This is a genomic window from Photorhabdus khanii NC19 (genome assembly GCF_000517265.1).
GTDB lineage: Bacteria > Pseudomonadota > Gammaproteobacteria > Enterobacterales > Enterobacteriaceae > Photorhabdus > Photorhabdus khanii.
In genome coordinates this window covers 246,448-260,858 of the sequence record NZ_AYSJ01000015.1, presented here as the reverse complement: position 1 = coordinate 260,858, position 14,411 = coordinate 246,448, and the positions used below count along the sequence as shown (strand labels likewise).

The following is a 14,411-nucleotide window of genomic DNA, read 5'->3' as shown; positions in this document are numbered from 1 at the left end:
TCCCATGCTAAAAAATACATTATAAAATCCTTCTCGCTAAGTTATTTATCCATTGTGAATAATCATGGTTCTCATCACGTTCTACTAATGGAGGAAAAGACTTTCTTTTGAAGTCAAAATATTTACTTCTAAGATCACCTTCAGAACAACAATTGTATGTAAAGAAAATACACCTTCTCCTATTACCAGATAGATTTTCTTTTGACATATGCAATAAAAATGAACTAAAGATCAAAAGATCTCCAGCATTAGCCTGAATAGGAGTCCAATCATATTTCTCATATGTATTTTTCAATGCCTTACCTTTGCTATGAGGAATTAATTTTTTCTCAAATGGCTTATTTGAAATACATAAACAACCATTATCTATGGTTGTATCATCAATTGGAATCATTAAATTAAACATTTCCTTATTAATGAATCTAGTGAATGCAGGATAATCTTGATGGGGAGAAAATCCACCACCACCGCTTAATTTAAAATTAATTTTATCTTTAAATAAAAAATAATCTTCACCCATAACTAAAGATAATAATTTAGAAGATTTTTTTTCAATTTTATTTATAAAAAAAGCTTTTTTTGCATCAATAAAATTCTCTATTCTATTAAGTATTTTATTATTATCAATCACACTGGACTCATAGTATTTCATTATTTCCCCGGGAACATCTTCTCGGTCATCAAGAAATTGCACTGCTGAACTAAGTAGTTTTTTCTCCTTATGACATAAGAAATCCCGTACTAAGACATACCCTTGAGCATTTAATTCTTTTTTATATTCACTGATCATATCTTGTATAATTCCTCTCTTTCTATCACTTCACATATTTTTTTATCCAAATATTCTCTATTACTGTAAATAGAATTAGGATCAGTCTTTGATATTGATGTTCTAATCCAACAATCAGGCCTATCAATAGAAATGATAGCTATATTTCTTTTTTTAGCAATAACGGCAACCCAAATATCTGACATATTTTTTAATTGAAAAGACTCCATCGAAAATGAATACAACGATGAATGATAAGCCAATGTACCAGTACCTGGAATATTTACAGTAATATCATTATCAAGCGGCCGACTAAAGTGAACTCCCTTTTTATATTTATAATATGATGATAATGAATCTATATCAATAATATTCCCATGCACACATATAAATTGCTGCCGTTTATACTTTTCTATTTTCAATACAAGTTTTTCAACATAGTTTGGTGGATAAATTAGATCATCATCAAGCGTAAATAAATACCCAGATTTATTTTTTAATGGGAAGAACTTTGATGCATCACCAAAATCCCCAAAACGATGGCTCATATAAACTTTAATTTTATCTCTATTCAGAAATTGAGGTATCTTTTCGTATCCATTTAAATATACATTTAATTCATCTAATTGTGGATAGATAGAGTTAATAGCAATTTGTAAATTATATTCTCTTTCTGGTATACTCGCTAAAGATGCTATTCTCAAATTTCTATTATCAATTATTAGTTTAGTTGAAGGAACACCCTGAGGAAGTCTATATTTATTCCAAGTCCATACACCATGATTTTGGTAGATTCTTTTTATCTTCACATAATCACTTATGTAATTAGAAAATAATATTTCATCTTGACCTATGTTGTACCCATTAGATATATAGATAGTATTCTTCTTTCCATAGATTTCAATTACAGCATAATAGACAGCAATATGATCATAATGCCCATATTCACCATGTAAAGCATGTGTAGTAATAGAGTCATATTCATAAATGTTTAGTTTTTCTAGAGAATCACATAAGATCTTAAAATATTTTTTATCCAAAAAATTAGTTTCAAAACTTTCCCAATTCCCAGGTTCTTTTAAACCCAAATTAATAATTTTAGAAAAATAAGGATGTTCAGATAATGCTTCACTCCTTTGTTTATGAAATAACGGTTTGTTTTCTCTACCAGAGAAAACTATAACTATATAGTCAAAATCTTTTGGATTGAACCATATAATTTCATCATCAGGATGTGCAACAATTAAAAAGTTCATATTACTTTTCCATATACTCTCTTATATATATCACGAGCTATAGATATTTCATCAATAATAGTAGTGTAATCTTCAACATTAGAATCTCTTTCAATTATAACACCACTGACATCCGTTTTTGAAAGTGCAAACTCATATAATTCCCATACTTCATTCCATATATCATTAGCATGAGTGTCTATAATCATATCAAACTTATATGCCCCACCAGCCAAATGAATTTCTACAACATGATCTAATGGTAGTTTTAGCAAAAATTCTTTAGGATCATAATTATGATTTATTGAATTAATATATAAGTTATTAATATCCAACAACATGCCACAATCACTACCTTTAATTATTTTATTTATAAATTCAATTTCTGACAAATCAGACAAAGGCATTTCATAATAATAAGTAATATTTTCAATAATAAACCTATCACTAACTTGTGATTTTATTTTATTTATTTTTTCTATTATTTTGCATGCATTTTCAACTGAGAAGTGTATTGGCATTAAATGCCCAACCTCAATATCTCCATGCCGTGTTGCTGATAAATGATCACTATACCATTTAGGTTTTTTATCATTAACAACTTGCTTTAATTTATTTATATACTCACTATCCAAGCTCTCCTCACTTCCCAATGACATATCAAGACCATGAAATATAATTGGCACCTCGTTACAGCATTTTTCTAAATAAGTGTCGTCCTTATCCCAAAAAAATTTTTCAGAGTGTACTTCAAGAACATCAATATGTTGAATATTTTTATAAATTTCTTTCGAAAAAGATGACTTATAGTTAACACCAATACCAAGCTTTTCATATTTACTCATTGAGAATATCCTTAGCACTAAGAAAGATTAAACCATTTGAATTCAGCATCTTAAGAGAAGATATGAAGGTATCCTTGTCGATATCATAACATTCATTCACTTCATTAAATATATTACTAGCTAATATTATATTCTTACACGACAAGACAATATGACAGATAACATCACCTATCATACATGAAATAATTTCTCGGGATTTGTTTTTCTTATAAAACATAATATTACTTTCTCTTTCCATTAAATTTTCTTTCAAAATACCAGGAGGTTCTCCCTTATGAAGAAGATTTAGTAATACACTAATATTTTTAGTAAATTTTTTCACTCTCACTGTTGGATGAGAAATAACAAATACTTTTTCCAGAGGAGCTATATCAATCTTTGGTGTATAATCTATCCAATTATCATTCGTATTTTGAAGATCAATTATAAGGCTGTTCTTTTCTTTCTCATATAATGCAATTAATTTTAGTACATCATCTCCAGTTGAGTCGATTATGAAACTACAAAAAACTTCAGATTCAATAACAGGGTTCCTTTTAACTTGATCACTAAAAGGAAGACTATTTAAATATTTTTCAAATTCTAACTCAAATTTCTCTTCACCTAAATATTTATATACATTGGTAAGTGCCGCTTTCAAACCATCCATTCTCTTTATTTTTTGCAAAATCGACGAACTAACAAATCTTCCGCCATTTTTCTTAAAAAAATCAATTAATACTCCTCTGCTTTCCGTAGCTATATGATATTTATCCATAAATTTATTTGGATTTTCATACATTTTTATCGAGTATTTCGGATTTGATATTAATTTTGATAAATATATGTTTATTTCTCTTTGATTCATCATTATACACCTTCCCCCCTAAATTCAATCAGAGGGGATTTAGTTTAATTGTTATGGACAATCAACACTATTACAAAGGACTTCAACTGATGGCTCAGATTCTTCAATAAATTCAATTTCCATTTTAACTCCTTATTGCTAATTACAGAATTGTTTTAAAAATATTAATTTATAATTAATATTTATATATAATGTTAGATTGATATTATCATATGTCAAATTTTTATCTAAAAATTATCATGGTGAAATAATGACCATAACTATTTAAAAATAAACAAGTTATAAGCTAAAGTGAGAGTTTCAAAATTACAACATGAAAAAATCTCATGTTATCCTATCAGTATTAATAAGTGAAATAGCTTTCCATAATGGAACTAAATAACCTTAGATCTCTTTAAAAACAATCAACTCAAAGGTACGTAGACTAGACTTGCTTTTTGATCGGAAGGTATAAGCAATCATCCGGCTATCACCTCCAATAGAAAATTTATCAAATTACGATATTTTGAATGTTTCATTTAAGCAATGCGTTTTAACTAAACAAATACTGCCTCAACCAAATAACGTTTTCTCTGCATTAACAGTGAGATACAAATGATTCGTTATTTAAGCACTATCGGCATATCAAGTCGGCTAACCACTTGTTTTCCTGATGGTTGGCCGATCACACCTCTATCTGATACCTTAATTTCTATTAATACAATCTCAAAAATTACCAACGCGTTTGCATTAATAGCATCTCGATAAATCTCTTTCCTTGTCTATTTAGTGATATAAGGTCGTTTGGCTGTTGCTGTAACTTAAATTATTTTGAAGATTAATATCGTCTAAGGAGTTAAAATATGAGCAGTTATCATTCTGCAATCGACCAAAAAACACCATCGATCAGTGTATTGGATAACCGGCAGTTAAATGTACGCACGCTGGAATATCTACGTATTCAAGCTGAAGAAAACAGTAACGAACTGATCACTCGCTATGAATTCAATATTCAGGGATTTCAGGTAAAAAACACCGATCCACGCAAGAACAAAAACCAAAGCGGCCCGAATTTCATTCGCGTCTTTAATCTTGCTGGTCCTGTTCTACGTGAAGAAAGTGTTGATGCTGGTCGGACTATCACACTCAACGATATTGAAGGTCGCCTAATATTGATCATCAATGCAACCGGTGTCCGTCAAAACCATCGATATGAAGGTAACACGCTGCCCGGTCGCCTGCTCGCTATCACCGAGCAAGTACAGACGGAAGAGAAAATTACCGAACGCCTTATCTGGGCAGGCAATACAGCCACCGAGAAAGATCTCAACCTCGCCGGTCAGTGTGTTAGCCATTACGATACCGCGGGATTAACTCAACTGAACAGCCTTTCCCTGACAGGTACCGTTTTATCACAATCCCACCAGTTGTTGTTTGATAGTCAGGAAGCTGATTGGACAAGTGAAGACCAGAGCATCTGGCAGAAAAAACTGAGCAACGATGTCTATATTACCCAAAGTAAAACCGATACGACTGGCGCTCTGTTGAGCCAAACCGATGCAAAAGGAAACACACAGCGTCTGGCCTATGATGTGGCCGGGCAGCTCAAAGGGAGCTGGCTAACGCTAAAAGGCCAGAGTGAACAAGTTATTATCAAATCCCTGACCTACTCCGCCGCCGGACAAAAATTACGTGAAGCGCACGGTAACGGTGTTATCACGGAATACCGCTATGAACCGGAAACTCAGCGGCTTATCGGTATCACCACCCGCCGTCCGTCAGACACCAAAGTGTTACAGGATTTACGCTATGAATATGACCCAGTAGGCAATGTGATAGGTATCCGTAATGACGCGGAAGCCACCCGCTTCTGGCATAATCAGAAAGTGGTACCAGAGAATATCTACACCTACGATTCTCTGTATCAATTAATCAAAGCAACTGGCCGCGAAATGGCGAATATCAGTCAGCAAAGTCACCAACTTCCTTCTCCCGTTTCACCTTCTGACAACAACACTTATACCAACTACACTCGCAGCTACAGTTACGATCACAGCGGTAATCTGATGCAAATCCGGCACAGCTCACCAGCCACTCAAAACAACTACACGACAGGTATCACGATCTCAAATCGCAGCAATCGGGGTGTTCTCAGCACGTTAACTACCGATCCAAATAAAGTTGATGCACTGTTCGATGCTGGCGGTCACCAAACCAGTCTGTTGCCCGGACAGTCTCTGGTCTGGACACCACGAGGCGAATTGAAGCAAGTCAATAACAGCATAGGAAACGAGTGGTATCGCTACGGCAGTGATGGGATGCGGCGGCTGAAAGTCAATGAACAGCCAACACAAAATACCACACAGCAGCAGCGGGTCACTTATCTGCCTGGATTGGAACTACGCATAACACAAAACAGCGCCACCATAACGGAAGACCTGCAAGTTATCACGGTAGGTGAAACCGGTCGCGCACAAGTGCAGGCATTGCATTGGGAGAGCGGTAAACCAGAAGGTATCGACAACAATCAGCTACGTTACAGTTACGATAACCTTATCGGCTCCAGCCAGCTTGAACTGGATAATCAGGGGCAGATTATCAGTGAAGAAGAATGCTTGGTCATGAAGAATTGTTAAGAGGCATAGAACAAAGTCAAATAATATACAGCAGACTTGAAGAAAATACCTCCCTTACAGAAAAGTCAAAGGAAAATCTTTCCTTAGGAGCTGAGATATCCGGTTATATGGCAAGAACGATAAGGGATACAATATCAGAGCACAGCGAAGGACATAAATATAGAAACAATCACCCTGATTTTTATGCAGAAACAGACTTCTTTGCTTTAATGGATAAAAGTGAAAAAAACAATTATACAGGTGAAAGAAAAATTTATGCGGCAATGGAAGTTAAGACATATCATGATATAAAAAATAAAAAAACAGAATTACATGTCAACTATGCATTAGCTCATCCCTATACTCAATTCAGTAATGAAGAAAGAGCTATGCTACAAGAAACAGAACCCGCTGTTGCAACCAATAGAGAGTATAATTTCAAAGGCGTTGGAAAATTCCTGACAATAAAAGCCATAAAAAAATCACTAAAAGGACAAAATATAAATAAAATATCAACAGAAGCTATTAACATTCGCTCCGCGGCTATTGCTGATAAATTAGGAATGAGGAGAGCTTCACAATAAAAATACTCATTTGGAATGCTACTTCAAATAAAATAAAGGTGTTTCTATAACATCATTAATTGAATATAGAAACACCCGCGAAAAACCCACTGAATTTCCATTCAGGGGGTTACTGATAACATCAATACCAATTACAGCACATCAACCGCATTCAGTTCCCTGAAAGCCTGTTCCAGACGGACAATCATAGAAACCTGACCGGCACGCAGCCATACGCGTGGATCGTAGAATTTCTTATTGGGTTTATCTGCGCCTTCTGGATTACCCAGCTGGCCTTGCAGATAGCCTTCGTTCTTTTTGTAATAATTCAGAATACCTTCCCAAGTCGCCCATTGGGTGTCGGTATCAATATTCATTTTAACAACGCCGTAGCTGACAGCTTCCTTGATCTCTTCCGCTGTAGAACCGGAACCGCCGTGAAAAACAAAGTCTAGGCTGTTGTGTGGCAGATTAAATTTCTCAGCAACATAGTCCTGCGAGTTACGCAGAATTTTTGGTGTCAGCTTAACGTTGCCTGGCTTATAAACACCATGAACGTTACCGAAAGAAGCAGCAATAGTAAAACGTGGGCTGATAGCGTTCAGTTTCTCATAAGCATAAGCAACGTCTTCCGGTTGAGTGTATAGGGCGGAGCTATCCATATGGCTGTTATCAACACCATCTTCTTCACCACCAGTACAACCTAACTCAATTTCCAACGTCATATCGATTTTTGCCATACGAGCCAGATAATTGCTGCAAATTTCAATATTTTCTTCCAACGACTCTTCTGACAGATCGATCATATGGGAAGAGAACAACGGCTTACCCGTCGCCGCATAATGCTTTTCACCCGCATCTAACAGGCCGTCAATCCACGGCAGCAGTTTACGCGCACAGTGGTCAGTATGCAGGATCACAGGAACACCATAATGTTCAGCCATCTGATGAACATGGTGAGCACCAGAAATTGAACCCAGAATAGCCGCCGCTTGCTGACCTTCAGCTTTCACGCCCTTACCGGCAATAAAAGCAGCACCGCCGTTAGAGAACTGAATGATAACTGGAGAACGAACTTTAGCAGCCGTTTCCAAAACTGCGTTGATTGAATCAGTACCTACACAGTTTACCGCCGGCAACGCAAAGTGGTTTTCTTTGGCTATTGCGAACACTTTTTGAACATCATCACCAGTGATGACACCCGGTTTTACGAAATCAAAAATTTTAGACATGTTACGTGGGTCCCGTTTAGAGCGGGCAGATAAAACTGCCCGTCATGACTTAATTACTGTTTTGCGCGTTCTTCCAGCATCACAACCGCAGGCAATTTCTTTCCTTCGACAAATTCAAGGAAAGCACCGCCACCAGTAGAGATGTAAGAAATTTTGTCAGCAATCCCAAACAGGTCAATTGCTGCCAGAGTATCGCCACCACCTGCGATAGAGAATGCATCACTATCAGCAATTGCGCGGGCGACAATTTCAGTTCCTTGACGGAAATTAGGGAATTCGAATACACCAACCGGACCATTCCACAGAATAGTTTTAGCGCTTTTCAGGATATCTGCCAAGCGTTGAGCGGATTCATCTCCCAGATCGAGGATTTGCTCATCGTCTTTAATATCGCCGGTAGATTTCAAAGTAGCTTCCGCAGTTTCAGAGAATTCAGTTGCTACACGAACATCAGTTGGCACTGGAATATCACAACTTATCAGCAGTTTTTTCGCCTCTGGGATCAGGTCATCTTCATACAGTGAACGACCCACATTGTGGCCTTCCGCAGCAACAAAAGTATTCGCGATACCCCCACCCACAATCAGTTGATCAGCGATTTTGGACAGTGTATCTAATACTGTCAGCTTGGTTGAAACTTTAGAACCACCAACGATAGCAACCATTGGACGGGCTGGCTTATCCAGCGCTTTACCCAATGCATCCAGTTCTGCGAACAGCAGAGGACCGGCACAGGCAACAGGAGCAAACTTAGCCACACCGTGGGTAGAAGCCTGGGCACGATGCGCCGTACCAAATGCATCCATAACATAAATATCACACAAAGAAGCGTATTTTTTAGCCAGAGTTTCGTCGTCTTTCTTCTCACCTTTATTAAAGCGAACATTTTCCAGAACAACCAGCTCACCTTCCGCTATGTCCACACCTTCCAGATACTCTTTTTCCAGACGAATCGGAGAAGACAATTTCTCTTTTAGGTAATCTACTACTGGTTTCAGCGAGAATTCTTCATTGTATTCGCCTTCAGTAGGGCGGCCGAGGTGAGAAGTGATCATCACCTTAGCGCCCTGTTTTAATGCTGCTTCGATGGTCGGCAAAGAAGCACGGATACGCGCATCAGAGGTGACTTTGCCATCTTTTACCGGAACGTTCAGGTCAGCACGGATCAAAACTCGCTTACCCGCCAGATCTAAATCGGTCATCTTAATTACAGACATGGTGAATCCTCTCGTTGATTCTCTAAATTGTTTAATCTTGTGCCGTGTGCAGATCTATTATTATGCACCGTCTGTCAGCAACAGATCATTTGAAACCCGTAGCAGCCATTGCTAACGTTGTATCCAACATTCGGTTAGCAAAACCCCACTCATTATCACACCAGACTAATGTCTTAATCAGATGTTGCCCACTGACCCGCGTTTGTGTGCCATCAACAATCGCGCTGTGGGGATCATGGTTAAAATCCGTTGAGACTAACGGCAATTCAGTATAGTCAACTATACCACGAAATGAAGTTGCTGCTGATTTTTGCATTAATTCATTGATTTTTTTGACATTCACTGGAGATTTTACTGTAACGCTCAAATCAATAGCAGTAACATTAATCGTTGGTACGCGTACTGAGATGGCTTCAAAACGGTCACAGAATTTTGGAAAAATCCGGGTTATCCCTGCGGCCAGTTTGGTATCCACCGGAATGATAGACTGGCTGGCAGCCCGGGTACGCCGTAAATCTTGATGATAGGCATCAATCACAGGCTGGTCATTCATTGAAGCATGAATGGTTGTCACCGTTCCAGATTCAATCTCAAATGCATCATCCAATAATTTAATGATGGGAATAATGCAGTTGGTGGTGCAAGAGGCATTGGATACAATGCGATCTTCTGCTGTCAGTAAATCCTGATTCACACCATAGACCACCGTCGCGTCTAAATCATTGCCGCCCGGATGAGAAAACAGCACCTTTTTTGCGCCACTGGCAAGATGCGCTTCCCCATCAGCTCTGCTGCCATATATCCCACTGCAATCAAGAACAATATCAATCCCCAGTTCCTGCCAAGGCAATGCCGATATATCGGGTTGATGAAACAGACGAATATTATCGTCACCAACCTGCAACAAATCATTATTCAGACGCACATCCCAGGCAAAACGACCGTGACTGGAGTCATACTTCAGCAAGTGGGCAATTCCTTCGGCATCAGCCAACTCATTAACAGCAATAATAGCAATTTCAGCCCGACGCCCAGACTCATAAAGAGCACGTAAAATACTGCGCCCTATCCTGCCAAAACCGTTTATTGCTACCTTGATTGTCATGTTACTCCCTGAATATAGTTATTACCACGCAACCGTTTAGGATAACTGACTCAATCACTAATGTACTGATTGTTTATCACAAAATTACTAAAACTGTGGCACAAAAAACTCTCCAGACAACAAAATGAAACGATTCAGCTACTGACAATGAGATTAAGGGAAAAGTAGATTGTTAACAATAGTAAAAAGTGATCAACTCACGAAATAGAAAAACGTGCCAGCATTTGATATAAATCAAATCCAATGCATTGATCTATCAATACCATTCGCTCAAATATTGACAACCAGCTTCAATATATGGAAACTGGTTGTCGTTTATTGAAGTCCAAGAAAGGAAGTAAATCGTGTCGATCAGGAAAACTCCGGCGTCTGAGGTATTCAACGAGATCACATTGGCGGTGTTCCGGCTCAATGCCCGACTGCTCTCTAAAGGGGATAAACTCGTTGCCCCGTTGGGAATCACGAGCGCGATACGGCAGGTGCTCAGTGCGATTGCACTCGCACCGCATCCACTCTCAGCGCCGCAGATTGCCACAGCAATAAGCATCACACGCCAAGGTGCGCAGAAACAACTGAATCTTGGATTGGAGGCAGGAATGGTGAAAACCATCATTAATCCCCGGCACGAACGCTCACCACTCTATCAACTCACTGGGCTTGGCCTGCGTACCTTTGATACGGCGACGTCGCTTGAAACCGAATGGATGGAATCGCTCGTGAAAGACGTTGAACTCAACGAACTGAAAATGACGTTGGACACACTACTCAGCCTGGAGGCCAGACTGGAAAATCCATCGATGCCAGATAGTACTGAGGATTGGTTTATCAAGCACGACAAAGAATTCGACTAAAAGTACGACGCACCAACGGATCACTGCACAACCTTCAGACCTATGTTGGCATGTTGCCGTCGTGAACCGCATGAATCGCGCGGCTCACCCCGGCAGAATAGTAAAACAAACATAAATACAAACAAGTAACTTTCAGGAGATAAAGATGCTCAAGCTAGAAGAAATGGACACCCACGTGACCATGCGGGAACAATTATTTTCGAACACCGATGGCTCCATAGTGCTGATGAACATATTCCATGTTGATCCCGCACAGGCAGACATCCTGGAGGCGGCCTGGAAGGAAGATGCGGAGTATATGCTGGCACAAACCGGCCTGATTTCCGCACAATTGCATCGCGGGATCGCTGGCAGTGGTACGTTCATGAACTATGCCGTTTGGGAAAATCTGGCGTGTTTTCGCGCTGCATTCACTAATCCAGAATTTCAGGCGAAGCTCGCCAAGTATCCCAATGGGATAACCGGGTCGCCGCACATATTTCAAAAACTAGCAGTTCCCGGAATCTGCGAAGCATAAGTAAAAGAGCGCACCCGATCAACCTTTACCCCGGATGCGCTTACTTATAGACTAACTCATTATTTCAGCAGAGCTTTAGCCTTAGCGACTACATTCTCCACAGTGAAACCGAACTCTTTAAACAGCTGATCCGCGGGAGCCGATTCACCAAATGTCTCCATACCCACGATAGCGCCATGTATACCAACATATTTAAACCAGTAATCAGCAATACCCGCTTCAACTGCAACACGCGCAGAAACCACAGTTGGTAATACCGCTTCACGGTACGCAGCATCCTGCTTATCAAAAGCATCAGTAGACGGCATAGAAACTACACGTACCTTACGGCCTTCCTGAGTCAATTGATTATAAGCCCCTACTGCCAATTCCACTTCTGAACCTGTTGCGATCAGAATCAACTCTGGCTGATCTTCACAATCTTTCAGGATGTAAGCACCTTTCTCAATATTAGCCAACTGCTCAGCAGTACGTTCTTGCTGTGCCAGATTCTGGCGAGAGAAAATAAGTGCTGATGGACCTGTTTTACGTTCAATAGCGTATTTCCATGCAACCGCAGATTCAACCTGGTCACATGGACGCCATGTGCTTAGATTTGGTGTCACACGCAAACTGGCAATCTGTTCTACCGGCTGGTGAGTCGGGCCATCTTCACCCAAACCGATTGAGTCATGGGTATAAACAAAGATGCTACGAATTTTCATCAGTGCCGCCATACGCACTGCGTTACGGGCATATTCAACGAACATCAGGAAAGTTGCACCATAAGGTACAAAACCACCATGCAGAGCAATACCGTTCATAATGGCGGACATGCCAAATTCACGAACGCCATAATGGATGTAATTACCTGCTTGATCTTCGTTCAATGGCTTAGAACCTGACCACATCGTCAAATTACTTGGCGCCAGGTCAGCAGAACCACCCATAAATTCAGGCAGCACTTTACCAAAAGCTTCCAAGGCATTTTGAGATGCTTTACGACTGGCAATATTGGCAGGATTTTGTTGCAATTGTTCGATAAATGCTTTTGATTCGGTTTCCCAGTTTGCCGGTAATTCACCACGGGTACGGCGTTTGAATTCAGCGGCTAATTCAGGATACGCTTTTTCATAAGCAGCGAATTTCTCATTCCAGGTTGCTTGTTTCGCGTTACCCATCTCTTTTGCATCCCACTCAGAATAGATTTCCGCTGGAATTTCAAATGCTGGATGATTCCAACCCAGTACTTCACGAGTTGCGGCAATTTCTGCGTCACCCAGTGGGGCACCGTGAGAATCATGAGTACCCGCTTTGGTTGGCGCGCCAAAACCGATAACTGTTTTACACATCAGCAGTGAAGGTTTATCAGAAATTTTACGTGCTTCTTCAATCGCTGCTTTGACGGCATCTGCATTATGACCATCAACACCGCGAACTACATGCCAGCCATAAGCCTCAAAACGACCTGCTGTATCATCGGTAAACCAGCCTTCAACATGACCATCAATAGAAATGCCATTGTCATCATAGAAAGCAATCAGTTTACCCAGCTTCAACGTTCCCGCCAGAGAGCAAACTTCATGAGAAATGCCTTCCATCATGCAACCATCTCCCATAAACACATAAGTGTTATGGTCAACGATATCATGACCAGGACGGTTAAATTGCGTAGCCAGAGTACGTTCAGCAATAGCAAAACCTACCGCGTTGGCAATCCCCTGCCCCAAAGGACCGGTCGTTGTCTCTACGCCTGGCGCATAGCCATACTCAGGATGGCCTGGGGTTTTGGAGTGTAACTGACGGAAGTTTTTCAGATCATCAATAGAAACGTCATAACCGGTGAGATGTAACAGGCTATAAATCAACATCGAGCCATGCCCGTTAGACAATACAAAACGATCACGATCAACCCAATGTGGATCAGTTGGGTTATGATTTAAATAATCACGCCATAAAACTTCAGCGATATCAGCCATTCCCATAGGCGCACCAGGGTGCCCTGATTTTGCTTTCTGCACAGCATCCATGCTAAGGAAGCGAATAGCATTAGCAAGGGTTTTACGAGTGGTCATTTTCTACTCCAAGTGGGATAAAAACGTTTAGGGGGATAATTTTCTCAGCACAGCGTACAAACCGCAATCTTTAAAGCCAGATATAAGAAAACTATCTTAATTTCACTTAAACGACAATTCTTTGATTTAGATTGCTGATTTACATGAATTTCATCGTCATCAGAATAATAAATAAACTCATTACGCAATATAGCGAGGTAATTTAATTAAACATAACTATTAGTCGCAAATCAATAGATAAAACACCCAATTAAACGGCAACACATCTTTAATTCGCAGTAATTTCCAGCTACCAAATTGATTATTTATATTGAACATATATTACGTACCAATGCTCCATTAGTTATTTAATTTATAAATAATTAATACGCAGGAAAACCCCCTCCGGATATCAATATCATCGCCACATCAATAAACAAATAAATAATTTAAAATCAAATAATAATTACAGTTATATTTTCTTATATAACAATACATTACACAAAACAATAAGCAATTCAATTAACAAGCACCTGTAAAATAAAAAATATTATTTTTTGACGAATTAATTATTGCAATCCATTATATAATCAGGTTATTTTA

The 14,411-nt window shown here is 39.2% G+C and carries 11 protein-coding genes and 1 pseudogene; 4 read left to right on the top strand and 8 right to left on the bottom strand.

All coding sequences use genetic code 11. The features are described 5' to 3' along the window. Window positions 1-19: 19 nt before the first annotated feature. The 4 genes from PTE_RS19985 to PTE_RS19970 are packed head-to-tail and all read right to left on the bottom strand — an operon-like array spanning window position 20 to window position 3,699. Entirely contained in the window at window positions 20-790 is a 771-nt protein-coding gene (locus PTE_RS19985) for a phytanoyl-CoA dioxygenase family protein (RefSeq protein WP_036849828.1), read from the bottom strand. Continuing rightward, window positions 787-2,025: a hypothetical protein gene (locus PTE_RS19980; protein ID WP_036849826.1), complete on the bottom strand. Its 1,239-nt coding sequence runs from the start codon at window positions 2,023-2,025 to the stop codon at window positions 787-789. The genes PTE_RS19985 and PTE_RS19980 overlap by 4 nt, the downstream gene beginning before the upstream one ends. Further along, the gene (locus tag PTE_RS19975) at window positions 2,022-2,849 is read right to left on the bottom strand and encodes an MbnB/TglH/ChrH family RiPP precursor modification enzyme (protein ID WP_036849824.1); all 828 of its coding nucleotides are present in this window, start codon (window positions 2,847-2,849) and stop codon (window positions 2,022-2,024) included. Before PTE_RS19975 ends, PTE_RS19980 begins: the two co-directional genes overlap by 4 nt. Then, complete coding sequence (locus tag PTE_RS19970) at window positions 2,842-3,699, bottom strand: hypothetical protein (protein ID WP_131601558.1); 858 nt, start codon at window positions 3,697-3,699, stop codon at window positions 2,842-2,844. The genes PTE_RS19975 and PTE_RS19970 overlap by 8 nt, the downstream gene beginning before the upstream one ends. 839 nt (window positions 3,700-4,538) lie before the next feature. On the opposite strand from PTE_RS19970, the pseudogene PTE_RS19965 reads away from it, so the two are divergent. Continuing rightward, window positions 4,539-6,287 (top strand): annotated as a pseudogene (locus tag PTE_RS19965) (RHS repeat protein); the annotation flags it as partial. Then, window positions 6,287-6,874, top strand: coding sequence for a hypothetical protein (locus tag PTE_RS19960; protein WP_036849820.1), 588 nt, complete (start codon window positions 6,287-6,289; stop codon window positions 6,872-6,874). The pseudogene PTE_RS19965 and the gene PTE_RS19960, both read left to right, overlap by 1 nt. A gap of 131 nt (window positions 6,875-7,005) precedes the next feature. Here PTE_RS19960 and fbaA read toward each other — a convergent pair whose 3' ends face one another. From fbaA to epd, 3 genes are all read right to left on the bottom strand, one after another. After that, entirely contained in the window at window positions 7,006-8,085 is a 1,080-nt protein-coding gene (gene fbaA / locus PTE_RS19955) for a class II fructose-bisphosphate aldolase (protein ID WP_036849818.1), read from the bottom strand. Window positions 8,086-8,138: 53 nt separating this feature from the next. Beyond that, window positions 8,139-9,302, bottom strand: a complete 1,164-nt coding sequence (pgk, locus tag PTE_RS19950; protein ID WP_036849816.1) for a phosphoglycerate kinase — start codon at window positions 9,300-9,302, stop codon at window positions 8,139-8,141. An 85-nt stretch (window positions 9,303-9,387) separates the two neighbouring features. Then, complete coding sequence (gene epd, locus PTE_RS19945) at window positions 9,388-10,407, bottom strand: erythrose-4-phosphate dehydrogenase (RefSeq protein ID WP_036849814.1); 1,020 nt, start codon at window positions 10,405-10,407, stop codon at window positions 9,388-9,390. Window positions 10,408-10,751: 344 nt separating this feature from the next. Between epd and PTE_RS19940 the strand changes: the two genes are divergently transcribed. Next, window positions 10,752-11,258, top strand: coding sequence for a MarR family winged helix-turn-helix transcriptional regulator (locus tag PTE_RS19940; RefSeq protein WP_051477478.1), 507 nt, complete (start codon window positions 10,752-10,754; stop codon window positions 11,256-11,258). 145 nt (window positions 11,259-11,403) lie between these two features. Beyond that, window positions 11,404-11,775, top strand: coding sequence for an antibiotic biosynthesis monooxygenase family protein (locus PTE_RS19935; protein WP_036849812.1), 372 nt, complete (start codon window positions 11,404-11,406; stop codon window positions 11,773-11,775). Window positions 11,776-11,834: 59 nt separating this feature from the next. Here PTE_RS19935 and tkt read toward each other — a convergent pair whose 3' ends face one another. Continuing rightward, complete coding sequence (gene tkt, locus PTE_RS19930; protein ID WP_036849810.1) at window positions 11,835-13,829, bottom strand: transketolase; 1,995 nt, start codon at window positions 13,827-13,829, stop codon at window positions 11,835-11,837. Window positions 13,830-14,411 lie beyond the last annotated feature (582 nt).